Source organism: Streptomyces sp. NBC_01296 (assembly GCF_035984415.1).
GTDB lineage: Bacteria > Actinomycetota > Actinomycetes > Streptomycetales > Streptomycetaceae > Streptomyces.
This window is the reverse complement of the sequence record NZ_CP130720.1, coordinates 6,925,467-6,949,786: the sequence shown is the minus strand read 5'-3', so window position 1 is coordinate 6,949,786 and position 24,320 is coordinate 6,925,467. Positions and strand designations below refer to the sequence as shown.

20 protein-coding genes are annotated in these 24,320 nt (G+C 72.7%); 15 read left to right on the top strand and 5 right to left on the bottom strand.

Features of this window, described 5'->3' with window-relative positions:
* Nucleotides 1–278: 278 nt before the first annotated feature.
* The 4 genes from OG299_RS31725 to OG299_RS31710 all read left to right on the top strand — a co-directional run bounded on the left by OG299_RS31725 (nt 279) and on the right by OG299_RS31710 (nt 5,633).
* Entirely contained in the window at nt 279–2,648 is a 2,370-nt protein-coding gene (locus OG299_RS31725) for a chitinase C-terminal domain-containing protein (RefSeq protein WP_327363306.1), read from the top strand.
* 102 nt (nt 2,649–2,750) lie between these two features.
* Nucleotides 2,751–3,650: an RNA polymerase sigma-70 factor gene (locus OG299_RS31720; protein WP_327363305.1), complete on the top strand. Its 900-nt coding sequence runs from the start codon at nt 2,751–2,753 to the stop codon at nt 3,648–3,650.
* A gap of 55 nt (nt 3,651–3,705) precedes the next feature.
* Nucleotides 3,706–4,473: an SDR family oxidoreductase gene (locus tag OG299_RS31715; RefSeq protein ID WP_327363303.1), complete on the top strand. Its 768-nt coding sequence runs from the start codon at nt 3,706–3,708 to the stop codon at nt 4,471–4,473.
* Nucleotides 4,474–4,676: 203 nt separating this feature from the next.
* Nucleotides 4,677–5,633: a magnesium transporter CorA family protein gene (locus OG299_RS31710; protein WP_327363302.1), complete on the top strand. Its 957-nt coding sequence runs from the start codon at nt 4,677–4,679 to the stop codon at nt 5,631–5,633.
* A gap of 72 nt (nt 5,634–5,705) precedes the next feature.
* On the opposite strand, the gene OG299_RS31705 is transcribed toward OG299_RS31710, so the two are convergent.
* On the bottom strand, nt 5,706–6,866 hold the full coding sequence (locus tag OG299_RS31705) for an ROK family transcriptional regulator (protein WP_266631203.1): 1,161 nt from the start codon (nt 6,864–6,866) through the stop codon (nt 5,706–5,708).
* A 55-nt stretch (nt 6,867–6,921) separates the two neighbouring features.
* On the opposite strand from OG299_RS31705, the gene OG299_RS31700 reads away from it, so the two are divergent.
* From OG299_RS31700 to OG299_RS31690, 3 genes are all read left to right on the top strand, one after another.
* Nucleotides 6,922–8,136, top strand: a complete 1,215-nt coding sequence (locus OG299_RS31700) for an MFS transporter (protein ID WP_327363300.1) — start codon at nt 6,922–6,924, stop codon at nt 8,134–8,136.
* 70 nt (nt 8,137–8,206) lie between these two features.
* Nucleotides 8,207–9,634 carry a uracil-xanthine permease family protein gene (locus OG299_RS31695; RefSeq protein ID WP_327363299.1) on the top strand — a complete coding sequence of 476 codons (1,428 nt, stop codon included), beginning with the start codon at nt 8,207–8,209 and terminating at the stop codon, nt 9,632–9,634.
* Between the two features lie 76 nt (nt 9,635–9,710).
* Nucleotides 9,711–10,352, top strand: coding sequence for a DUF5995 family protein (locus OG299_RS31690; RefSeq protein WP_266631197.1), 642 nt, complete (start codon nt 9,711–9,713; stop codon nt 10,350–10,352).
* A gap of 701 nt (nt 10,353–11,053) precedes the next feature.
* On the opposite strand, the gene OG299_RS31685 is transcribed toward OG299_RS31690, so the two are convergent.
* Both OG299_RS31685 and OG299_RS31680 read right to left on the bottom strand, forming a co-directional pair.
* Nucleotides 11,054–12,751 (bottom strand): flavin monoamine oxidase family protein, encoded by a 1,698-nt coding sequence (locus OG299_RS31685; RefSeq protein WP_266631194.1) that lies wholly within the window; start codon nt 12,749–12,751, stop codon nt 11,054–11,056.
* Between the two features lie 51 nt (nt 12,752–12,802).
* Nucleotides 12,803–13,603 (bottom strand): carbon-nitrogen hydrolase family protein, encoded by an 801-nt coding sequence (locus tag OG299_RS31680; protein ID WP_266631193.1) that lies wholly within the window; start codon nt 13,601–13,603, stop codon nt 12,803–12,805.
* Nucleotides 13,604–13,988: 385 nt separating this feature from the next.
* Between OG299_RS31680 and OG299_RS31675 the strand changes: the two genes are divergently transcribed.
* Both OG299_RS31675 and OG299_RS31670 read left to right on the top strand, forming a co-directional pair.
* Nucleotides 13,989–14,705 carry a GNAT family N-acetyltransferase gene (locus OG299_RS31675; protein WP_327363298.1) on the top strand — a complete coding sequence of 239 codons (717 nt, stop codon included), beginning with the start codon at nt 13,989–13,991 and terminating at the stop codon, nt 14,703–14,705.
* Nucleotides 14,706–14,804: 99 nt separating this feature from the next.
* Nucleotides 14,805–15,107, top strand: a complete 303-nt coding sequence (locus OG299_RS31670; RefSeq protein ID WP_266631191.1) for a WhiB family transcriptional regulator — start codon at nt 14,805–14,807, stop codon at nt 15,105–15,107.
* 29 nt (nt 15,108–15,136) lie between these two features.
* On the opposite strand, the gene OG299_RS31665 is transcribed toward OG299_RS31670, so the two are convergent.
* A complete protein-coding gene (locus OG299_RS31665) occupies nt 15,137–15,592 on the bottom strand; it encodes an Lrp/AsnC family transcriptional regulator (protein WP_030027017.1) in 456 nt (151 codons plus the stop codon).
* Nucleotides 15,593–15,602: 10 nt separating this feature from the next.
* Nucleotides 15,603–17,072, bottom strand: a complete 1,470-nt coding sequence (locus tag OG299_RS31660) for an amino acid transporter (RefSeq protein ID WP_266631189.1) — start codon at nt 17,070–17,072, stop codon at nt 15,603–15,605.
* 442 nt (nt 17,073–17,514) lie between these two features.
* On the opposite strand from OG299_RS31660, the gene OG299_RS31655 reads away from it, so the two are divergent.
* From OG299_RS31655 to OG299_RS31630, 6 genes are all read left to right on the top strand, one after another.
* Nucleotides 17,515–18,528: a GDSL-type esterase/lipase family protein gene (locus OG299_RS31655; RefSeq protein WP_266631187.1), complete on the top strand. Its 1,014-nt coding sequence runs from the start codon at nt 17,515–17,517 to the stop codon at nt 18,526–18,528.
* 124 nt (nt 18,529–18,652) lie between these two features.
* A complete protein-coding gene (locus OG299_RS31650) occupies nt 18,653–19,651 on the top strand; it encodes an SCO0930 family lipoprotein (RefSeq protein ID WP_442817602.1) in 999 nt (332 codons plus the stop codon).
* Nucleotides 19,652–19,786: 135 nt separating this feature from the next.
* Nucleotides 19,787–20,611 (top strand): LytR/AlgR family response regulator transcription factor, encoded by an 825-nt coding sequence (locus tag OG299_RS31645; RefSeq protein ID WP_327363297.1) that lies wholly within the window; start codon nt 19,787–19,789, stop codon nt 20,609–20,611.
* Nucleotides 20,612–20,822: 211 nt separating this feature from the next.
* Nucleotides 20,823–21,098 (top strand): hypothetical protein, encoded by a 276-nt coding sequence (locus OG299_RS31640; protein ID WP_266631181.1) that lies wholly within the window; start codon nt 20,823–20,825, stop codon nt 21,096–21,098.
* A 116-nt stretch (nt 21,099–21,214) separates the two neighbouring features.
* Nucleotides 21,215–23,035, top strand: a complete 1,821-nt coding sequence (locus tag OG299_RS31635) for a sodium/solute symporter (protein WP_327363296.1) — start codon at nt 21,215–21,217, stop codon at nt 23,033–23,035.
* The gene (locus tag OG299_RS31630; RefSeq protein WP_327363295.1) at nt 23,032–24,267 is read left to right on the top strand and encodes a histidine kinase; all 1,236 of its coding nucleotides are present in this window, start codon (nt 23,032–23,034) and stop codon (nt 24,265–24,267) included. Before OG299_RS31635 ends, OG299_RS31630 begins: the two co-directional genes overlap by 4 nt.
* The last annotated feature ends 53 nt before the right edge of the window (nt 24,268–24,320 follow it).

Genomic DNA, 24,320 nt, shown 5'->3' with positions numbered 1-24,320 from the left:
TTACTGGTACTGCTGCCAGTTTGCCACGGGTGATCCGAGGCCATGCGCGTGAGGGACTGTGGCCTGGGTCACAGAGAGGGCGTTCCGCGGGAGTCCGTCAAGTACGCCTGCGATTGGTACAGACCTATTGACGAGGTGGTCTAGTCCTCTTAACGTTCCCTTCATCCTCCCCGGGAGACAGCCCGTCAGATGTGCGCACGTCACGGGCCAACACGCACCACTTTTCCGCCTGTTGTGCCCTTTCGTGTCCTGCCATCCTCCCCTCCCCAGGAGGCACCATGCCGTCCCCCACCCTTACGAGAGCGATGCTCCTGGCATCCGGCGCCGCAATCGCCGGACTGCTGGTGGGCGGGCTCTCGAGCGGCGTCTCGCACGCCGCCGACAACGCGGGCTGTCGCCCGGACGGGCTCTACAAGACGGCCGGGGTCGACGTCCCGTACTGCTCGGTCTACGACTCCGAGGGCCGCGAGAAGATGGGCGCCGACCACCAGCGCCGCGTCATCGGCTATTTCACCGGGTGGCGGACCGGCAAGGACGGCACCCCCGCCTACCTCGCCAACAACGTCCCGTGGTCCAAGGTCACCCATCTGAACTACGCCTTCGCCCATGTGGGCGCCGACAACAAGATCTCGGTCGGCGCGGACAACGCGAACAACGCCGCCACCGGGATGACCTGGCCGGGGGTCGCGGGCGCCGAGATGGACCCGGCCCTGCCGTACAAGGGCCACTTCAACCTGCTGAACAAATTCAAGAAGCAGTACCCGAACGTGAAGACGCTGATCTCGGTCGGCGGCTGGGCCGAGACCGGCGGCTACTTCGGCGACGACGGCAACCGCGTCGCCTCCGGCGGCTTCTACTCGATGGCCACCAACGCCGACGGCTCGGTCAACCAGGCCGGCATCGACACGTTCGCGGACTCGTCGGTCGAGTTCATCCGCACGTACGGGTTCAACGGCGTCGACATCGACTACGAGTACCCGACCACCATGAAGGACGCGGGCAACCCGCTGGACTGGCAGCTCTCCAACGCCCGCCGGGCCGGGCTCGTCCAGGGCTACGCCGCGCTGATGAAATCGCTGCGCGAGAGGCTCGACCGCGCGGGCGCCGCGGACGGCAAGCACTACCTGCTCTCCGTCGCCGCCCCCTCCTCCGGCTACCTGCTGCGGGGCATGGAGACGTTCCAGATGCAGAAGTACCTGGACTACGTCAACATCATGTCCTACGACCTGCACGGCGCCTGGAACGAGTACGTCGGCCCGAACGCCTCGCTCTTCGACGACGGCAAGGACGGCGAACTCGCCGCCGCCGGCGTCTACTCCACCTCCCAGTACGGCGGCATCGGCTACCTGAACTCCGACTGGGCCTACCACTACTTCCGCGGCTCGATGCCGGCCGGCCGCATCAACATGGGCCTGCCGTACTACACCCGCGGCTTCAAGAACGTGCAGGGCGGCACGGACGGCCTGTGGGGCAAGGCCCCGGCGACCACCTGCCCGGCCGGCGCGGGGCTGACCAAGTGCGGCGACGGCGCGGTCGGCATCGACAACCTGTGGCACGACCTGGACACCAACGGGGCCGAGTCCCCGGCGGGCTCCAACCCGATGTGGCACGCCAAGAACCTGGAGAAGGGCGTCGTCGGCGACTACGTCACCAAGTACGGCTTCCCGGCGAACACCACGCTGACCGGCACCTACGCCCGCAAGTACGACTCCACGCTGGTGGCGCCGTGGCTGTGGAACGCCCAGAAGAAGGTCTTCCTGTCGACGGAGGACGAGCAGTCGGTGGCCGCCAAGGCCGACTACGTGGTGAACAAGGGCATCGGCGGCACGATGGTCTGGGAGCTGGCGGGCGACTACGCGTACAACTCCACCAAGGGCCAGTACGAGATGGGCGACACGCTCACCTCCCTGATGTACGACAAGTTCAAGGCGGCCGCGCCGTACGGCGCGAAGACGGCGGGCAGCGCGCTGCCGGCCCAGGCCGTGGACATCAAGACGGAGTTCACCGAGTTCAAGCTGGGCGACTCCAACTATCCGATCACCCCCAAGCTCAAGATCACCAACAATACGAAGACCACGCTGCCCGGCGGCACCGAGTTCCAGTTCGACTACGGGACCTCGGCCCCGGCCAACGCCTCGGACCAGTCCGGCTTCGGCACCAAGGTGATCAGCACCGGCCACAGCGGCACCAACGTCGGCGGTCTGAAGGGCGACTTCCAGCGGGTCTCGCTGAAGCTCCCGGCGTGGCAGACGCTGGCCCCCGGCGCCTCGGTGGACCTGGCGTTCAACTACTACCTGCCGGTGTCCACGCCCTCCAACTGGACGGTGAACATCTCCGGCACCGCCTACGCCCTCGCCGGCGACCTGGCGCGCGGCACGACGGTGACGGAGCCGGGCACCACCCAGCCCCCGACCACCCCGCCCACGACCCCGCCGACCACTCCCCCGACGACGCCGCCGACCACGCCGCCGACCACGCCGCCGGGCGGAACCTGCACGAACCCGGCGTACGTCGCGGGCACGGTCTACAACGGCGGGACCGTCGTCTCGCACAAGGGCCACAACTGGAAGGCGCAGTGGTGGACGCAGAACGAGGAGCCCGGCACCACCGGCGACTGGGGCGTCTGGAAGGACCAGGGCGCCTGCTGACACCGCGTCGGTGCCCGTATCCGAACGAGCGTGAGGACCCGGCGGCCCGGCGGCCACCGGGTCCTCGCACGTGCCGTCACGGCCTCCTCGTAGGCTGCTGCGGTGATCACACAGGACGCCGCGCCCGGCGCGGACTTCGAGGAGCACCGGCCCCGGATGTTCGGGATCGCCTACCGCATGCTCGGCTCCGCCGCCGAGGCCGAGGACACCGTCCAGGACGCCTGGCTGCGCTGGAGCTCCGCCGACCGCGAGGACGTCGAGCACCCCGGGGCCTGGCTCGCCAAGGCCGTCACCCGCCTGTGCCTGAACCGGCTCACCTCGGCGCGGGCCCGGCGCGAGGAGTACGTGGGCCCCTGGCTCCCGGAGCCCGTCCTCACCGGGGACGGGGTGCTCGGCCCGCTGGAGTCGGCGGAGCAGCGGGACAGCGTCTCCATGGCCCTGCTCCTGCTGCTGGAGCAGCTGACGCCGGTGGAGCGGGCGGTGTACGTGCTGCGCGAGGCGTTCGCGTACGGCCACCGGGAGATCGCGGGACTCCTGGACCTGACCGAGGCCAACTGCCGGCAGCTCTACCGGCGGGCCGCGGGCCGGGTGGCTGCGGGCCGGGCGGCCGGGCCGCGCCCCCGCTTCGCGCCGGATCCGGCCCAGTGGCAGAGCCTGGTGGAGACGTTCCTGACGGCGGCGCGCGACGGCGACCTGGCCCGGCTGGAGGGCCTGCTGACCGCCGACGTGCAGTACGTGTCGGACGGCGGCGGCATCGTGGGCGCGGCCCGGCGGCCGATCCTGGGCGCGGACAAGGTGGCGCGCTTCCTGGTGGGCGCGCTGCGCAAGTACGTGGCCGGCCTGCCGATCTCGTTCGCGGAGGTCAACGGGGAACCCGGGCTGATCGTGGGCGGGGCGGCGGTCCTGCAGATGGAGATCGAGGACGGACTGGTCCGCGGAGTGCGGACCGTGGTGAATCCGGAGAAGCTGGAATTCCTTCGGCGGCAGCTGTCACATTCCTGAGGGCCGTCCGGTCTCAGCTGGTGAACGCACCCCTTCAGGGAAGGAAACGGACACCATGAGCACGATCCTCGTCACCGGAGGCACCGGAAACCTCGGCGCGCTGGTCGTCACCCGGCTGCGGGCGGCGGGCCACGACGTACGGGTCCTGAGCCGGCACGCGAAGGACCACCCGGTCGATCTGCGGGACGGCAGCGGGCTGGACGCGGCGATGGCGGGCGCGCAGGTGGTCGTGCACTGCGCGAGCACCCCGCGGGGCGGCGACGACGTGGCCGCCGGGCACCTGATCGAGGCGGCCCGGCGGGCCGGGACGGTCACGAACATCCTCTACATCTCGATCGTCGGGGTGGATGTGGTCCCGTTCGGCTACTACACGGTGAAGTACCGGGTCGAGCGGATGCTGGAGGCGTCGGGGCTGGGCGTGACGATCCTGCGGACCACGCAGTTCCACGACCTGGTGGCGATGGCGGTGGACGCGCTGGCGAAGGTGCCGGTGGTGCCACTGCCGCTGCCGAAGGGGGTCAGGGTGCAGCCGGTCGCCGTGGAGGAGGTCGCCGACCGGATGGCGGAACTCGCCGACCCCGCCCCCGCCGGCCGGGTCACGGGCATGGGCGGTCCGGAGATCCACACCCTGGTGGAGCTGGGCCGGTCGTACCTGGCGGCGACGGGGCGGCGGCGCAAGGTGTTCGCGCTGCCCCTGGCGGGGAAGGCGTACGCGGCCTTCTGCCGCGGCGGCAACCTGACCCCGTCCCACGCCGTCGGCAAGGGCACCTTCGCCGATTTCCTGACGGCCAGGGCCGCTCGGGCAGCGAAGACCGGAGGCTGAGGCCGGGGGCTGAAGCCTGGGGCCGAGGCAGGGCGGGTTGGAGGCCGAGGGCGCCACGTGGGAGTCGTCAGTGCGTTTCCCTGAAACCCATAAGGGACAATATGGGATATACCGTAATTCATGATCCGCGGCGTGATCCACGGTGAGGGGCGATGATCGTATCGGTGGTGTCCATGCCGGAGGGCATCATGACGCGCACCCACGTGTCTGAGGCACGTGAGCGCCTCGCGACATCCAGCTTCCTGTTCGTGGACATGGAGCTGCCCGAGGAGACCGCGCCCGGCGAGCAGCGGGTCGCCCACCTGCTCGGCCTGGAGGCCGAGGACGTGGAGTGGCTCGGCCGGGAGGGGGAACCGGCCCGGGTCGAGTTCCTCGGGGACAGCGCCGCGTTCGTCGTCCCCGCGTTCGAAGGGGGCCAGGCCATTCACATCCACGCCCTGGTCACCGAGCGCGCCCTGGTCACGGTGCACCGCGGGCCGGCCGCACTGGTGGAGAGCCTCACCGCCCGACTCCCGCACGAGAGGCCCCCCGACTCCGTTGCCATGCTGTTCCTGCTGCTGGACGAGGCCTTGGAGACGTATCGCCGGTCCGCCGTCCAGGGCCTTCTGGAGGTGGAGGACCTGGAGGACGAGATGTTCCGGCGGCGGCAGCCCGAGCAGCTCTACCGCCTGGCGCGGCTGCGCCGGACCGCGGCCCTCCTGCACCACACGCTCCTCCCCTACCAGCAGTCGGCGGAGGAGACCATGACGCGAAGGGCGCTGAACCGCAACTTCCCGGTGGAGCGCCAGCGGCTCGCCCGCGAGTACCAGCGCACTTCCAGGCTGGTACTGACCGACATCACGTCCCTCCAGGAGGCCGCCCGGCGGGGCTTCGGCACCTACTCGTCCTTGGTGTCCGGCGACCAGAACGGGGTGATCAACCGCCTCGCGATCGTGTCCACGATCTTTCTGCCGCTGAGCTTCCTGACGGGGTTCTTCGGCATGAACTTCGCCTACCTGACGAACGAGTTGGAGAGCGGGGCCGTCTTCTGGCTGCTCGCCGTGGGACTGAACGTGGTGTTCCTGATCGCCGCGCTCTACGTACTGCACCGCACCCAGATCTGGCGGATGCTGCACGCTGACGAAGGCGACGATGGCGACGAAGGCCTCGACGACCAGTAGGGCGAGCACGAGCGCGACGGCGCTGCCGTCGGGTGACGCACACCGCCGTCCGGCCCGGTGCGACTCAGGGGCTCAGGGGGCGAAGAGGTCCGCCTGGGCGGCTTCACGGGCGGCCAGGCGCGCTCCCGCGAGGACCGCCGGATCACCCAGGGCAGTGGCGCGGACCTCCATCGGCACCGGCGTCAGCGTGGCCAGCCGGCGGCCGACCGCGGCCGCCAGGCCGGCGCCGCCCGCGTGGCCGAGTTCGCCCGCCAGGACCAGGCACCCCGGGTCCAGGACCGCCGTGACGGCCGCCGCGCCCAGGGCGAGCCGCTGCGCCAGGGCCTCGATGAAAGCCTCGCCCGCGGCGCCGGCGACCGCCTCCTCCACCGGCCCGGCCCAGCCGTGCTCCGCCGCGAGCGCGGCCACCGCCTCCCGGCCGACCAGCGCGTGGAACCCGCCCCCGCAGTCCGTGGCGGAGGGCAGCCGGCCCGTGCCCGGCACCGGCAGGAAGCCGATCTCGCCCGCCCCGCCCGATGCGCCCCGCCGCAGCCGGCCGTCCAGGACCACCGCCGCGCCGACGCCCGCGCCGAGCCACAGCAGCACGAAGGAGTCCAGGTCCTGCGCGGCGCCGACCCGCTGTTCGGCGAGGGCCGCGAGGTTGGTCTCGTTCTCCACGACCACCGTGGCCGGCAGCCGCCGCCGCAGGGCCGCCACCAGGTCCTGGTGCCAGGACGGCAGGCCGACGGTGCTGCGCAGCACCCCGTCGGACGGGGCCACCAGGCCCGGGGCGCCGACCACCACGGTGTGCAGCCGGTCCGTGCCGGCCTCCCGCGCGAGCGCCTCGAGCAGGTCCACGGCCTCGTCGACCGCGTCCACCGGGAGCTCGGCCTGGGCGAGCGGGCGGCCGAGCAGGTCCGCGACCACCGCGGTCGCGCTGTCCGTCCGTACGTCCAGGGCCGCCAGGTACGCGCGGTGGGCGACGATCCCGTACACCCGGGCATTGGGGCCGCGGCGCTGTTCGCCCGACTCCCCCACGACCTCGATCAGCCCGGCACCGGTCAGCCGCTCGACGAGATCGGCGACCGAGGGGCGGGAGAGGCCGGTCATCGCCTTGAGCTGAGTGGCGGTCAGCGGCCCTTCCTCCTGGAGGAGCCGCAGGGCGAGACGGTCGTTGATGGCCCGGGCCGTGCTCGGCGACGCGGGCGACGGAGCGGCGGGGGCCAGGGCTTCGGCAGGAGTCACGGCGCCCATCCTAGGTAGCCCCGCCGAACCAACTATCAGGCAGGGTTCCTGATAGTTTAATGCCATGACAGGGGAAACAGACCTCGGCCCTGCGCGCCTGCGCCGTGCCCGCTTCGCCATCGCCGCCGTCTTCTGCGCCCACGGGGCCGTCACCGGCTCCTTCGCCACCCGTATCCCCTGGATCCAGGAGCACGCACAGCTCAGCGCGGGCACCCTGGGCCTCGCCCTCGCCTTCCCCGCCCTGGGCGCGGCGCTCGCGATGCCGCTGGCCGGCCGGATCAACCACCGCTTCGGGGCCCGCGCCGCGCTGCGCGGGCTACTGGCGCTGTGGACCCTGTCCCTGATCCTGCCGAGCCTCGCGCCGAACCTGCCCGCACTGTGCTGCGCCCTCTTCGTCTACGGCGCCACCTCCGGGATGTCGGACGTGGCGATGAACGCGCTGGGCGTGGAGACCGAGAACCGGCTCGGCCGCTCGATCATGTCCTCGCTGCACGGCATGTGGAGCGTGGGTGCGCTGCTGGGCTCGGCGGCGGGCATGGCCGCCGCCCACGCCGGGGCCGATGCCCGGCTGCACCACCTCGTCGCCGCGCTCGCCCTGACCGCGGCCGGTCTGATCGCCGCACGGGGGGTGCTGGATCTGCGCAGCGCCGCGGAGGCGCAGGCGCCGCCGCACTTCGCGCTGCCCCCGAGGTCCGCGCTGCTGATCGGCGCGATCGGGTTCTGCGCGGTCTTCGCGGAGGGCGCGAGCCTGGACTGGTCCGCGGTCTACCTGCGGGACGTCCTGGACACGGACGCCGGTCTCGCGGCCGCCTCCACCACCGCGTTCGCGCTCACCATGGCCGTGGCCCGGCTCGTCGGGGACCGGGTGGTGGACCGGTTCGGGCCGGTGCGCACCGTCCGGGCGGGCGGGGCAGTGGCCACCGCGGGCGGGCTGCTCGTGGTGACGGCCCGCCACCCGGGCGCGGCGCTGGCGGGCTTCGGCCTGATCGGACTCGGCATCGCGGTGGTGGTCCCGCTGGCGTTCGCGGCGGCCGCGCGCAGCGGGCCGGCTCCGGCGCAGGCCATCGCGGGCGTCGCGACGATCACGTACACATCGGGGCTGATCGCGCCGTCGGCGATCGGTGCGGTGGCGGACGCGACCTCGCTCGTGGTGTCCTTCGGGCTGGTCACCCTGCTGGCGTTCGCGCTGGTCGCGGGGGCCGCCGTACTGCGGCAGAAGCCGGTGGCCACGGGCTCCGCGCCCGCAGACCGGGACGAACCAGCAGGTATCCGGCCGTAATATTGCGCAGGCGCGGCGCTGTTCTGCGGCCCGGATGCCTGATCGATCGGTTCGACGGAAGTGGTGGAACATGGGCCTCGGCGTGGGCTGGACCCTGCACGGAGACGGGCGGACCCCCGCCCCCGGCGCGGTGGTGCGGCCGGACGAGCGGCTGTCGTGGCCGCGGACCGCCGGGCTCGGTGCCCAGCACGTCGTGGCGATGTTCGGGGCGAGCTTCGTCGCTCCGGTCCTGATGGGCCTGGACCCGAACCTGGCCATCATGATGTCGGGGGTCGCGACGGCGATCTTCCTGCTCGCCACCCGCGGGCGGGTCCCCTCGTACCTGGGCTGCTCGCTCGCCTTCGTCGGCGTCACGGCGGCGATCCGGGCGGGCGGCGGCGACAGCGCGGTCGTCACGGGTGCGGTGTTCGTGGTCGGCGCGGCGCTGTGCCTGGCCGGGCTCGCGGTGCAGCGGTTCGGGGCGCGGATCATCCACGCGGCGATGCCGCCGGTGGTGACGGGCGCGGTGGTGATGCTGATCGGCTTCAACCTGGCGCCGGTGACGGCCTCGACGTACTGGCCGCAGGACCAGTGGACGGCGCTGCTGACCATGCTGTTCACGGGGCTGGCCGTGGTCTGCCTGCGCGGTTTCTGGTCCCGGATCGCGATCTTCCTCGGGCTGCTCTTCGGCTACGGCATCTCCTGGGTCTTCGACCTGCTCTTCGGCAGGATCCACTCGACGGTGGGCGGGGCGGAGGCCGTCGACCACTGGAGGCTCGACCTCTCCGGGGTCGGCCGGGCCGACTGGATCGGGCTGCCGTCCTTCCACGCACCGCAGTTCGAGTGGTCGGCGATCCTGATCGCGCTGCCGGTGGTGATCGCCCTGATCGCGGAGAACGCCGGGCACATCAAGGCGGTCGGCGAGATGACCGGCGATCCGCTCGACGACGAGCTCGGCACCGCGATCGCCGCCGACGGCGCGGCGTCCATGCTGTCCACGGCGGTCGGCGGCCCGCCGAACACCACGTACTCCGAGAACATCGGCGTGATGGCGGCGACCCGCGTCTACTCGACGGCGGCCTACTGGGCCGCGGCGGGCTTCGCGCTGCTCTTCGGCCTGTGCCCGAAGTTCGGGGCGGTCGTGGCCGCGATCCCCGGCGGGGTCCTGGGCGGCATCACCGTGATCCTGTACGGGATGATCGGCCTGCTCGGCGCCCAGATCTGGATCAACGGCGGGGTGGACCTGCGCAATCCGCTGAACCTGGTGCCGGCCGCGGCGGGCATCATCATCGGCATCGGCGGGGTGAAACTGCACCTCACCGACAGCTTCGAGCTGGGCGGTATCGCGCTCGGCACGATCGTGGTGATCACCGGGTACCACACGCTGCGGTACTTCGCGCCCGCGCACCTGAAGACGCAGGGGCCGCTGCTCGACTCGGGCACCTCGGCGTACGACGCGGGCGATGCGGGCGGGGGCCACGCAGGCGGGGATCCGGGCGCGCAGGACACGCGTTCCTGAGCCGGGTTCGCCCGAACCGGGGAAGCACACGGCCAAGTTCCCCGGATCTCCGCCGCCGGCTGGGAACCTGCCTCCCATGGAAGCGGTGCTCGCGCGGATGCGCGCCCTGGACGAGCGGCTCCCCGCGCAGGACGGTGTCGCCGTCTTCAACCGGGTGTACCTGACGGTGACGGAGACGCTGCACGCGCGCATCTCCCACGGGGAGTTCCCGGCGCCGCGGCGGGCGGAGGCGCTGAGCGTGCGGTTCGCGGAGCGGTACCTCACGGCGGTGGAGGCCGACCGGGCCCCGGCATGCTGGCGGCCGCTGCTGCAGTACCGCCGCCACCCCGGGATCCGCCCGCTGCAGCACGCGCTGGCCGGGATCAACGCGCACATCGGGCACGACCTCGCGCTGGCGGTGGTGGCCACCTGCCGGGCGCTGGACTGCGAACCGCGGGCCCTGGAGGCGGACTTCGACCGCGTCGGCGACACCCTGGTCTGCCTGGAGGAGCACATCCGGGAGGACCTGATGCCGGGCCCGGACCTGCTGGAGGTCGCCGACCCGCTGACGCACCTGCTCGGTTCGTGGAGCCTGGAGCGGGCCCGGGGCGCGGCCTGGTCTGCGGCCCGGCTGCTGTGGACCCTGCGCCGCTCCCCCGATCTGGCCGAGGAGTTCACGGATTCCCTGGACGCGGGCGTCGGCCTGGTCGGCCGCTGCCTCCTCACCCCGACGTCCTGAGCCCGCCGCCCGGAGTCGACGCCCGGCACGGCGACCGGACATAGGGTCGGCGGATGACCAGCTTCACCACGCACCGAGGCCGGGTGCACGACACGGCCCGCACCCCGCGGCAGCGGTTCGCCGCGCTGCGCACGTGCATCACGGAGTTCGCCCCGTACGGCTTCCGCGCGACCTACCACCACCTGTGCAGGAGCGCGGGAATCCCCCCGGACCTGGAGCGGGACCCGCAGTCGCTGGTACGGGCGGTGGACGAGCTGCACGGCGCCCGCCAGGTGTGGCTCGCCGAGTTCCTGCCCTGGCAGGAGCGCCGCCGGGCCCAGAAGGCCTGTCCGCGGGCCCGTCCCGCCGGAGCCGTGGCGGCTCCTGTACTGCCCCGACCCGGAGTCCCACCCGGACCTGCCGCTGCCGGCCGCGGCGGCGCTCATCGCGCGGTCGGCCGGTCCGTGGCCCCCTCGGGCGTGTCCCGTCTGCGCCGAGGACCGGGGCACCACCCGGTGGCGTACCGGGCACTCCGTCGAGCGCCTCTGCGCCGGGTGCGGCGTCGGCCTCGGTTCCCGGCCCACGGGGCGGGAGGACGCCGTGCTGGCCGCCCGGGCGGAGCGGTGGAAGCTGGTCTGGCGCCGCCGGGCATGAGAACGGGCCGCCGCCGCGCTCGTGGCGCGGGGGCGGCCCGTGGTCATGGGGCGGAGGGACCGGGTGGGTCAGTCCTCCGGGAGTTCGACCGGGGCGATCTCGTCGTAGACGTCGCCCGGGCCGGGGTTGGTGGTGTCCGTGGAGCCGCCGAGGTGGTGCATGACGCCCCAGACCGCGTTCAGCGCCGTCTGGACCGCACCCTCGGCCCAGCCCGCCGTCCAGGAGATGTCGTCGCCCGCGAGGAAGATGCCGCGCTTGTCCTCGGGGAGGCGGTCCTGCATGAAGTGGGTGAACAGGCGCCGCTGGTAGCGGTAGTGGCCCGGCAGGTTGGCCTTGAACGCGCCCATGAAGTAGGGCTCGTTCTCCCACGACACGGTCACCGGGTTGCCGATGATGTGGCGGCGGATGTCGACCTTCGGGTAGATCTCGCCGAGGGACTTCAGCATGACCTCCATCCGCTCGTTCGCGGACAGCGGCAGCCACTTCAGGCTGTCGTCGCACCACGTGTACGAGAGGCAGATGGTGGCCGGCTGGTCCGGGCCGTTGTCCAGCAGGTAGGTACCGCGCGTCATGCGGTCCGTCAGGGTCATCGACATGACGTCGCGGCCCGTCTCCTCGTCCTTGTCCAGCCAGAACGGCCGGTCCACGGGGATGAAGAGCTTGCTGGACTCCATGTAGTGGGTGCGCTCGATCGCCGTCCAGTGGTCGATCGGGAACAGCGTGTCGTCGCACGCGATCTTCGACAGGAGCATCCAGGACTGCGCCGTGAAGATCGCGGCGCGGTACGTACGGATGTCGCCGTCGGCGTCGGTGACCGTGATGCGGTTGCCGGCCGTGCGGTGCAGGCGGGTCACCGCCGGGCGCGGGGTGCCGCCGTGCAGGGAGGACAGCGAGGTGCCCTGGGCCCAGTGGAGGATCTTCTCGGGCTCGCGCTCCCACAGGCGCACCGGCAGCTGCTGCGAGCCGCCGACGATGCCGCGGTGGTGGTCGTCCGCCTCGGTGTAGACGACGCGCAGGATCTCCAGGATGGAGTTCGGGAAGTCGGTGTCCCAGCCGCCCGTGCCGAAGCCGACCTGGCCGAAGATCTCGCGCTTGCGGAAGGACTTGAAGGCCTCGGACTTGCAGAGGAACCCGTAGAAGGTCTCGTCGTCGAGCTTCTCGACGAGCTTCGCCCAGATCTCGCGGATGCGCGGGACGTCCCGCTCGCGCATCGCGGTGTTCATGTCGGAGAAGTCGGCGCCCTCGTCGAGGCAGGCGTTCCACGCGGCCGACACGTCGCGGTAGATCTGCGGGAGGTCGGCGATCGTCTCGGCGTAGTGGGTCTCGCCCTTGAGGTCCACGACCGTCGAGGGGGTGGCCTCGGCGAGCGGGTTCGGGAAGGGCTCGGTGACCAGGCCGACGAGGTCGATGTAGTGCTGGAGCGCGGTGGAGGACGGCGGGAAGCGCATGGCGCCCATCTCCGCGGTCAGGCCCTCGGTGCCGGCGCCCTCGAAGCCGACGGTGCGCAGCCGGCCGCCGATCTGGTCCGCCTCGTAGACGACGGGCTTGAGGCCCATCTTCATCAGCTCGTACGCCGAGATGATGCCGGACAGGCCGCCGCCGATGACCGCGACCTCGGTGCCGTGCTCCGTCGCCGGTATCTGGCCCAGGCCCGCCGGGTGGGCCAGGAAGTCGTCGTACGCGTACGGGAAGTCCGGGCCGAACATGGTGATCGGCGGCTGTCCGTCGCTGTGCGGGACGGCGGTGGTGGGCACCGTGGACGTCATGGGGTACGGCTCCTTGCGGGGGTGGGGCAGGGGGGAGGGTGCTGGCGGGACTCAGACGAGGGAGGCGTAGAGCCCGGGGCGGCGGTCGCGCAGGTACGGGTTGTTCTCCCGCGAGGCGGTCAGCAGCTCGGGGTCGGCCTCGCCGATCACCAGCTCCTCGCCGCGGCCGGCCCGGGTCCGGGTGACCCCGTCGGGGCTCGCCAGGCAGCTGAGTCCGACGAACTCGAACTCGCCTTCCGGGCCGGTGCGGTTGACGTACGCGATGTACATCTGGTTCTCGAAGGCCCTTACGGGGACCAGCTGTTCGGCGACGAACTGGAACGGGTGCATCTGCGCGGTCGGCACCAGGAGGAGGTCGGTGCCGGCCAGGGCGTGGGACCGGACGTTCTCCGGGAACTCCACGTCGTAGCAGATCATGATGCCGATGCGGAGGCCGTTCAGCTCCGCCTGGACGACGGGGGTGTCGCCGGGCGTGAAGGCGTCCTGCTCGAAGCAGCCGAACAGGTGGGTCTTGCGGTAGTTCGCCAGCCGGACCCCGTCGGGGCCGACGAGCTGGGCCGAGTTGTGGACGGCGTCGCCCTCGCGCTCCGGGTAGCCGTACAGGACGGCGACCCCGTGGCGGCGGGCGATCTCGCCGATGGCGCGGGCCGACATGCCGTCGGCCGCCTCGGCGAGGGCGGCGATGTCCTGGACCTCCAGCGCGTAGCCGGTCAGGAACATCTCCGAGGTCACGAGGAGTCCGGCACCCGCCTGTGCGGCGCGCTCCACGGCCTCGTCGAGCGCCTTGAGGTTCTCGGCGGTGTCGCCGAGCCGTCCGGAGCTCTGGAGGAGGGCGGTGCGCAGCGGGGGCATGGGCGAACCTCTGTGACAGGAGGGGTGGGGGTCCTATTGAAGGTACGTTCGCGCGTTCGACCCCGACAAGCCGTGACCGTTGCGCTCCGCGCATCGATTCGTTGCGTGTTTTGCGGCAGGGGCGGAGATTCGTTGCGCGCGGGCCGCCGGTGCCCACGGCCGGGCGGCCGGGCGGCCGGGCGGCCGGGCGGCCGGGCGGCCGGGCGGCCGGGCGGCCGGGCGGCCGGGCGGCCGGGCGGCCGGGCGGCCGGGCATAAACCCGCCCGCGGCGGACGCTGACCCTCATGACCGTCGCCATCAGCAGTCTCGTGGCGGTGCGCGGGGGCCGTCAAGAAAGTGGTGGACGGGCCTGCGGCCGCTGCCGAGGGAAGGAGTTCAGCGCCCCATGTCGCCCGACACCGACACGGCCACGCCCGTCCATGTACTCGACAATCCGGTCTGGGCCGCGCTGACCGGCCCGAGCCGCGCCTTCGCCCAGACCGGGCCGGCCGGCCTCGCGGCCCGCTACGTCGCGGAGGCCTCGCCGTTCGCCGCGCTCGCGGACCCGGACGACCCACGGGCCTGGGCCGATCTCGCCGCGCTGGCCGGGCCGGGGGCCCCGGTGTGGGTCACGGGGCTGCCGACCCCGCCCGCGGGGTGGACGACGTCGGCCTCGATACCGGGCGTGCAGCTGGACGGCGGGGCGGTACGGGCCGAGGCCGCGCCCGAGGCGGTCCTGCTGGGGCCTGCCGACGTTCCGGAGATGCGGGAGCTGGTCGACCTGACGAAGCCGGGGCCGTTCCTGTCGCGCACCGTCGAGCTGGGCACGTACCTCGGGATCCGGCACGAGGGCCGGCTCGTCGCGATGGCGGGGGAACGGATGCGGCCGCCGGGCTGGTCGGAGATCAGCGCGGTGTGCACGCACCCGGACCACCGGGGCAAGGGGCTCGCCGGCCGGCTGGTCCGGGCGGTGGCCGCCGGGATCCGGGAGCGCGGCGAGCGGCCGTTCCTGCACGCGGCGGCGGACAACACCGGGGCGATCGCGCTGTACGAGTCGATGGGGTTCACGCTGCGGCGCCGGCCGCTGTTCATCGGGCTGCGCACCCCGGACGCCGGGGCCTGACGGAGGGCGGCGCCGTACGGCGGGGACGAAGCGGCAGGTTTCACATGGCGCGGAGCGGTCACACGCGAGGACATGCCGAGGACACCGAAAGGAACTTCCATGTCCGACGTCTCCCGCCTGCCCGGCGCCGCGCACCATCACTGGCAGTGGCAGCTACGGGCCGCGTGCCGGGATCTGGGCACCGGCCGGTTCTTCCACCCGGCGGGTGAGCGGGGTGAGGAGCGGGAGGACCGCGACGAGGCCGCGAAGCGGGTCTGTGCGGTCTGCCCGGTGCGCGCCGCGTGCCTGGAGCACGCGCTGACGACCCGCGAGCCGTTCGGGGTGTGGGGCGGGCTGACCGAAGAGGAACGCCGGGCCCTGTCGGACCCGGCGCACACCGCTGAGGCCCGCACGACGGCGTAGGCCGTGCGCACCGATCGACAAGACACCCCTTAGGCCGGGGCTCCCGAGGTGAAGCGGCGCAGCAGCGGGGAGAGGACCAGCACCGACTTGGTGCGCTCCACGAAGGGCTCGCCCGCGATGCGCTCGAGCACCCGCTCGAAGTGGCGCATGTCGGAGGCGAAGATCTGGACGAGGGCGTCCGCGTCGCCGGTGACGGTCGACGCGGACACCACCTCGGGGTACCGCTCCAACCCCCGCCGGATGTCGTCCGGCGAGGTGTTGTGGCGACAGTAGATCTCGATGAAGCCCTCGGTCTCCCAGCCCATCGCGGCGGGGTCGACGCGGACGGTGAAGCCGGTGATGGCTCCCTCGGCGCGCAGCCGGTCCACGCGTCGCTTCACGGCGGGGGCCGAGAGGCCGACCTCGGACCCGATGTCCGCGTAGGAGCGGCGGGCATCCTCGGCGAGGGCGTGCACGATGCGTTCGTCGAGATCGTTCAGTCGCACTGCGGGTGGATCACTTTTCTGCTGTGGCCACTTCTGCCGTGGCCAGTCGGGAGCGGCGGATGCCGTACAGGAAGTAGACCACGAGGCCGACGGCCATCCAGCCACCGAAAGCGACCCAGGTCGCGCCCGGCAGGCTGTACATCATGTAGGCGCAGGCGAGGAAGCCGAGGATCGGCGTGACCGGGAACAGCGCCACCTTGAAGGTGCGCGGCATGTCGGGCTTGGTGCGGCGCAGGATGACGACGGCGACGTTGACCAGGGCGAAGGCGAAGAGCGTGCCGATGCTGGTCGCGTTCGCGAGCTCACCCAGGGGGATGAACGCGGCGAGCGCGCCGCAGAAGAGGGACACGATCAGCACGTTGGCGCGGGGGGCGCCGGTCTTCTCGTCGACCTTGGCGAAGACCTTGGGGACGAGGCCGTCGCGGGACATCGCGAAGAGGATGCGGGTCTGGCCGTAGAGCACGGCGAAGACGACGGAGAAGATGGCGACGACGGCGCCGGCGGCGAGGACGACGCCCCAGAAGCTGTCACCGGTGACGTTGGTCATGATCTGGGCCAGCGCGGCCTCGGTGCCCTCGAAGTCCTTCCAGGGCAGGGCGCCGACGGCGACGAAGGCGACGAGCACGTACAGGACGGTGACGATGCCGAGCGACAGCATGATCGCGCGGGGCAGGTCCTTCTTCGGGTTCTTGGCTTCCTCACCGGCGGTGGAGGCGGCGTCGAAGCCGATGTACGAGAAGAACAGCGTGGAGGCGGCGGCGCTGATGCCGGTGACGCCGAGCGGGGCCAGCGGGGTGTAGTTGCCGGACTTGATGCCCATGATGCCGATGCCGATGAAGAGCAGCAGGGTGACGATCTTCACCCCGACCATGATCGAGTTGATCGTGGCGCTCTCCTTGGCGCCGCGCATCAGGAAGACCATGGAGAGCAGGACGACGACCAGCGACGGCAGGTTGATGAACCCGCCCTCGCCCAGCGGCGCGGAGACGGCCTGCGGGATGGTGACGCCTATGGTCCCGTCGAGCAGCTCGTTGAGGTACTGGCCCCAGCCGACGGCGACCGCCGCGACGGACACGGCGTACTCCAGGATCAGGCACCAGCCGCAGATCCAGGCGATGAACTCGCCCATGGTGACGTACGAGTACGAGTACGAGGAGCCGGAGACCGGCACCGATCCGGCCAGCTCCGCGTAGGAGAGGGCCGAGAAGAGCGCGGTCAGGCCCGCGATGATGAAGGAGATCGTCACGGCCGGGCCGGCCTTGGGGGCCGCCTCGCCGAGAACGACGAAGATGCCGGTGCCCAGGGTGGCGCCGATGCTGATCATGGTCAGCTGCCACATGGTGAGCGAGCGGCGCAGGGTGCCGCCCTCGCCCTGGCCGCCCTCGGCGACCATCTGCTCGACCGGCTTGCGGCGCAGCAGAGGGTTCACAGGCTTGCGGGGCTCGGTGGCGAGCGGTGGCGCCTGGCCGGTTTCGAGCACGAGGGGACTCCTTTGACACTGCGGATGGGGACTGAGGCATCGACCGCAGCGGTCCGGAGCAGGACACAGACATGAGCCTGGGCATGGGGAGGACCGCCGAGCAGGCGGTCCACGCCACTCCACGTACAGCGAGTGAGCCTACGAGCTGAGAGATACCGCCCGTAATGCACCATCCTTGCACATTGCCGCACGATCGTTGCGCGGATCTGTCCTGGATGGTCCTTTGTTGCGCGCGGATGATCGATCGGTGCGCGCGGCACCTTCACCTCCGTTATTGACACCTCGTCAGATCTGCCGGAGCATGCCGCCTGGCCAGGCCTGATCGCGCGGGTGCGCTCCGCGGCGGTGAACCGGGCCCGCGCGGGGTACGGGTGAACGCGGTGGCATCGGGGGCTGCGGACCCCTCCGACCCCGACACCCCACCGACGAGCGGAGGCGCGCAGTGAACGCCGAGAGCACCGCCAGGCACTGGCTGGATCCGGGCCCGTTCCTGCGCGGGGTCGCCTGGCTCGACAAGGGCCGCCCGGTACGGGCCGACCCGGCGGACAGCATGCGGCTGCCCTGGGACACCGGCGAGCGGGCCACCCTGCCGATAGGGGTGCGTCTGGAGTTCACGGCGCAGGCGGCGCACGCGGTGGAGATCCGCTACCGGGCGACCGTGCCCGGCCCCACCGACGCGCTGCGCGACCTCGCGCACGGCTTCGCCCTGTGGGACCGGCACGGGGTGGTCCGGGAAGTGTGGACCGAACCGGCCGTGGAGGCCGTCGTACGCATCGAACTGCCGGGCGGGCCGGGCCCGTTCACCCTGCACCCGCCCGAAGGGCAGTCCCCGCTGATCCTCGGCCTGCGCGCGGTCGGCGGCTCCGTGGCCCCGGCGCCGCCCGCACCCCGCTGGGTGGTGCACGGCGACTCGATCACCGAAGGCTGGTGGTCCACCCGGCCCGCGCACGGCTGGCCCGCGGTCGCCGGCCGGGCGCTGGGCTGGGACACCGTCAACCTCGGGTACGCGGGCGCCGCCCGCGGGGAACTCGCCACCGCCGAGCAGCTCGCCGGCCTCCCCGCCGATGTCCTCACCCTCGCCTTCGGCACCAACTGCTGGTCCCGCGTGCCCTTTTCGGCGCCCCTGCTGTACGAGACCACCCGCGCGTTCCTCGACCTGGTCCGCCACGGACACCCGCGGACCCCGCTGCTGCTGGTCTCCCCCGTGCTGCGGCCCGACGCCGAACGCACCCCGAACCGGCTCGGCGCCACCCTGGGCGCCCTGCGCGATGCGATGGAGCGGGCCACCCTCGACCGGATCGCCGCCGGGGACGACCGCCTCGCCCTGCTGCCGGGCCGTGACCTGCTGGGTCCGGAGCACCTGGCGGACGGGCTGCACCCCAATGACACCGGACACCAAGTCCTCGGCCTCGCTGTGGTCACGGCTCTGCGGCGGGCCGGGTTCGATGCCGGGTGAGTGAAACAGCCCACAGGAATCCGCTTGAACAGATCGACCCCGACAAGGCGTGTCCTTCGCAGAGTTGCCGACGCACCGGAAACGGGCGGCGGACACGGAGACACCACACGTGGGAGAGATCAAGATGGGCATCAAGCGCGGAACCACCCTCGCCGCCGTGGCAGTTGTCGTCGCCCTCACGGCGACCGCCTGCGGCGGGGACGACAACAAGGCCGGCGACGCGAAGCCGGCCGGGGCCGCGTCCCAGGCTCCCGCCTCCGGAGCCGGCGACTACGGCTCCGATTACGGCGCGGGATCCGCCGCAGGCGCGGGAGACGCCGCCGCAGCCGGCACCAAGGCCGCGGGCCAGCTGGCGATCGCCCAGAACGAGCAGCTCGGCTCGGTCCTCGCCGACAGCGCCGGCTTCACCCTGTACCGCTTCGACAAGGACACCGCCAAGCCGCCGAAGTCCAACTGCGAAGGGGACTGCGCGAAGACCTGGCCGGTCGTCGCGGCCGGCGACGCCACCGCCGCCGCGGGCATGGACCCGTCGATGCTCGGCGAGGTCGCCCGCGCCGACGGCAGCAAGCAGCTGACGGTGGCCGGCTGGCCCGTGTACCGCTACAGCAAGGACACCAAGGCGGGCGAGACCAACGGGCAGGGCGTCGGCGGGACCTGGTTCGCCTTCGCCCCCGACGGCAAGAAGGCCGCGAAGGCGGCCGCCGCGCCCGCCGCACCTGCTGCACCCGCCGCACCCGCCGCACCCGCCGGAGCGGGCCAGGCCGCGGGCGCGCTGACCGTGGCCAAGGACCCCAAGCTCGGCGAGCACATCGTCGACGGCAACGGCATGACGGTGTACCGCTTCAAGAAGGACACCGCCTGGCCGATGGCTTCCAACTGCACCGGCGACTGCGTGGCCAAGTGGCCCGTGGTCCCCCCGGTGGACAAGGCGAACGCCAAGGGCATCGTGGAGAAGGGCTACTCCGTCCTGGACCGCCCCGACGGCATGAAGCAGCAGGCGATCGACTGCTGGCCCGTCTACACCTTCACCGGTGACAAGAAGGCCGGTGACATCAACGGGCAGGGCGTCGGCGGCACCTGGTACGCGGTCTCGCCCGACGGCAAGCTGATCACCACCTCCTGACCACCGCCTCCTGATCACCGCCTCCTGACCCCCTCCTCCCCCCGCTCCCGAACCGCGCGGCCCCCTGCCCTCTCCCCCCGGCAGGCGGGCCGCGCACCGTTCCGCCCCGGCGCACTCGTCCATAGACTCCACCGCATGCTGCGCGTACTGGCCGTCGACGACGAGAAGCCGCTCCTCGAGGAACTGCTCTACCTGCTGCGCTCCGACCCCCGGGTGCTGAGCGCCGAGGGCGCCTCGGACGCCACCGAGGCCCTGCGGCGGATCACCCGGGCCCTGGAGACCGGCCCGGACGGGCCCGACGGCATCGACGTGGTCTTCCTCGACATCCACATGGCGGGGCTGACCGGCCTCGACATCGCCCGGCTGCTGGCCGGGTTCGCACAGCCTCCGCTCATCGTGTTCGTCACCGCCCACGAAGGGTTCGCCGTACAGGCCTTCGACCTCAAGGCCGTGGACTACGTGCTCAAGCCCGTCCGCCCGGAGCGGCTCGCCGAGGCCGTCCGGCGGGCCTGCGCCCAGCTCGGCCGGGCCGCCGCAACGCAGCCGCCCGAACCTGCGGAAGCGGCCGGTCCGGTCGTCCCGGTGCAGCGCCGCCCCGCCCCCGAGGTCACCGTCGCCGACCGCACCGCGGACCAGATCGCCGTCGAACTGGGAGGCGTCACCCGCTTCGTGGCGATCGCCGACATCGCGTACGTCGAGGCCCAGGGCGACTACGCCCGGCTGCACACCGACGAGGGCAGCCACCTCGTCCGCATCCCGCTCTCGACGCTGGAGGAGCGCTGGGCGGCCCGGGGGTTCGTCCGCATCCACCGCCGCCACCTGGTGGCGCTGGGCCGGATCGACGAGCTCCGGCTCGACGCCGGCACCACCAGCGTCCGCATCGGTTCGGCCGAGCTCCAGGTCAGCCGCCGCCACGCCCGGCAGCTGCGGGACCTGCTGATGCGACAGGCGACCGGATAGCCACACGGCCGCACCACCACGCGGCCGACCGCCCGGCGCTCCGACCGTCCGGCGTGCCGGGGCGCCGTTCGTCGCACCGCAAGGGGCGTACGGCGCCCCGCTGCTGCCGTCGGTCGCAGGGCGGGCTCGGGCGCCCGCAGCCGGCCCGGCCCGCGCCTATCGTGGAGCCGCCGGTCCGGAAGGAACAGGCCGGAACGAGCAGGGGGTGCGGATGGCCGAGATCCAGGCGCTGCTCGACGCGCTGGCCGTACTGCCCCGTACCCCGCCCGCCGGCCCCGCCGAGGCGGAGGTGCTGCTCGCCCGGCTGCGCAGCGCCGCCGCGCGCTGGGCCGACGTGCTGTACGAGGCCAACGAGGGGGTCCGGCAGCAGCTGCCGCCCCGCGCGGAGGCGGCCCTGACCCTCGCCTTCCGGCGCGCCGAGGACTCGTACGTGGAGCTGGAGATCGCCCTGCGCGACTGCGCGGAGCATCGCGATCCCGCACGCTGACGCCCCTTTTCGGCCGGTGGGAAGGGTCGGGATCGGCCGGGATCACGCCTGTTGCCCGGTCCGCGCGCGTGCGTAGACTCCGGTACCCCCTGCTCCCCGCGGCGAAGGACCGACCGGTGAACCAGACGTACGCGCTGACCGCGGTCACCGTCGTCGTCCTGGTCACGGTGCTGGTCGGCGCGCTGGGCCTGCGGATATCGCGGACCACCTCCGACTTCTACGTCGCCTCGCGGACGGTGGGGCCCCGGCTCAACGCGGCCGCGATCAGCGGGGAGTACCTCTCCGCGGCCTCCTTCCTGGGGGTGGCCGGGCTGGTGCTGCTCCAGGGGCCCGAGATGCTCTGGTACCCGGTCGGCTACACCGCCGGATACCTGGTGCTGCTGGCGCTGGTGGCGGCCCCGCTGCGGCGCTCGGGGGCGTACACGCTGCCCGACTTCGCCGAGGCCCGGCTGGAGTCGCAGGCGGTGCGCCGGGTCGCGGTGCTGTTCGTGGTGGGGGTGGGGTGGCTGTACCTGCTGCCGCAGCTGCAGGGCGCCGGGCTGACCCTGGAGATCCTGACCGGGGCCCCGCACTGGGTGGGCGGGGTGGTCGTCGCGTTCGTGGTGACCGCCGCCGTCGCGGCCGGCGGGATGCGGAGCATCACTTTCGTGCAGGCCTTCCAGTACTGGCTCAAGCTCACCGCGCTGCTGGTGCCCGCCTTCTTCCTGCTCGCCGCCTGGGCCGGGGACGGCGCGCCGCGGGCCTCCTTCGACGCCCCGGCGGTCTTCCGCGAGCACACCGCCGTCACCCTCGCCGAGGACGTCCGGCTGTCCCTGGACGCGCCGCTGACACTGAAGGTCACCGGGCAGGTGGACGGGCGGTCCTACGCGGCGGCCCCGCTGACGCTGGAGCCCGGGGAGCACTCCGTACGGGCCCGCGCGCGGCTCGAGTTCGCCCCGGACACCCGGGTCCCGCAGACCCGGGCCACGTCCGGGCCCGACGCCTCCCGCTGGTCCGAACCGCCGGACGGGGACCGGCCGGCGCTGGGCCTGTACGCGACGTACGGGCTGGTGCTGGCCACCTTCCTCGGCACCATGGGCCTGCCCCACGTCGCGGTGCGCTTCTACACGAGCCCCGACGGCCGCGACGCGCGGCGCACCACGCTGGTGGTGCTCGGACTGCTCGGCTGCTTCTACCTGCTGCCGCCGGTCTACGGGGTGCTCGGCCGCACGTACGCCCCGGAGCTCGCCCTCACCGGGGACGCGGACGCGGCGGTGCTGGTGCTGCCGGAACGGATGCTGGGCGGGGTGCTCGGCGACCTGCTGGGGGCGCTGCTGGCCGGGGGCGCGTTCGCCGCGTTCCTGTCGACGGCTTCGGGGCTGACCATGGCGGTGGCCGGGGTGCTGCACCAGGACGTGCTGCCGTCGCGCGGGGTGCGGACGTTCCGGATCGCGGTGCTGGTGGCGATGCTGGTGCCGCTGGCCGGGAGCATGGCGCTGACCGACGTGCCGGTGGCGGACGCGGTGGGGCTGGCCTTCGCGGTGTCGGCCTCCTCGTTCTGCCCGCTGCTGGTGCTGGGCATCTGGTGGCGCGGGCTGACCCCGCCGGGTGCGGTGGCGGGGCTGGTCACCGGCGGCGGGGCGGCGCTCGGCGCGGTGCTGGCGACGCGGGCGGGGCTGCCCCCGGCGGGCTGGGTGCACACGCTGCTGGCGTGGCCGGCGGCATGGTCGGTACCGCTGGGGTTCCTGACGATGGTGCTCGTGTCGCTGGCCACCCGGTCGCGGGTCCCGGCGGGGACGGCGGCGACCCTGGCCCGGCTGCACCTGCCGGAGAGCGTGACCGGGGCCGGGGCGGGATCTGCGAGCGGCGCCGGGGCCGGGCTCGGCACCGGGCTCGGCCCTGGCTCCGGGCGCGGCTCCGGCTCCGGCTCCGGCCCCCGTGCGGGCGGTGCTCCATGACCGGAGCGGTGCTCGCGGTTCTGGCCGTGGCGGGCTCGGCTCTGCTGCTCGGCCTGGGCTGGGCCGCCGGCCGGTGGCACGCCCGGCGCGGTGAACGGGCGACCGGCCTGGACCTCGGGACCCCGGTGGAGCGGGCGACCTTCCACACCCTGCACACCGCCTCGCTCGCCGCTCCCCCGCTGCGCGCCGGGCTCACCGAGGACGCCGCCCGCAAGGCCGCCAAGCGGCTGCGCTCCCTGCTGGGCACCGAGGCCCTGTGCCTCACCGACCGGGATGCGGTACTGGCCTGGGACGGTCCGGGCGCCGACCACCACCAGCGGCGGGCGATGGCCCGGGTCACCGTGATGCTGAACTCGGGCCGCAGCCAGAGCGTACGGACCGAGTGCACCCGGCCCGACTGCCCGCTGAAGTGGGCGGTGGTCGCCCCGCTCACCGGCGAGGACGGGATGCTCGGCGCGCTCGTGGCCTACGGTTCGCGCGAGTCGGCGGTGCTGGTGCGGGCCGCGACCGAGGTCGCTCGCTGGGTCTCGGTCCAGCTGGAGCTCTCCGAGCTGGACCGCTCGCGGACCCGGCTGATGGAGGCGGAGATCAAGGCGCTGCGGGCGCAGATCTCCCCGCACTTCATCTTCAACTCCCTCGCCGCGATCGCCTCGTTCGTGCGCACCGATCCGGAGCGGGCCCGGGACCTGCTGCTGGAGTTCGCCGACTTCACGCGCTACTCCTTCCGGCGGCACGGCGAGTTCACCACCCTCGCCGAGGAGCTGCGCTCCATCGAGCAGTACCTGGCCCTGGCCGGGGCCCGGTTCGGGGACCGGCTGAAGGTGACCCTCCAGGTGGCGCCCGAAGTGCTGCCGGTGGCGCTGCCGTTCCTGTGCCTGCAGCCGCTGGTGGAGAACGCCGTCAAGCACGGGCTGGAGGATTCCACCGAGGAGTGCCTGATCACGATCGCCGCCCGGGACGCGGGCGCGGAGGCCGTGATCACCATCGAGGACAACGGGGTCGGGATGGATCCGGCCCTGCTGCGCCGGATCCTGGCCGGGGAGCGGAGCGGTTCCTCGTCGGGCATCGGGCTGACGAACGTGGACGAGCGGATCCGGCAGGTGTACGGGGACGCGTACGGCCCGGTGATCGAGACGGGGGTCGGCGCGGGCATGAAGATCACCCTGCGGATCCCCAAGTACCGTGCGGGCGTGCACAGTTCAGCGCCGGGTGAGCAGCTCCCCCGCTACTGATCGCCCCGTCGGCATGCCATCCTGGCAGAGGCGCGGACCGGCCGGTGGGGTAC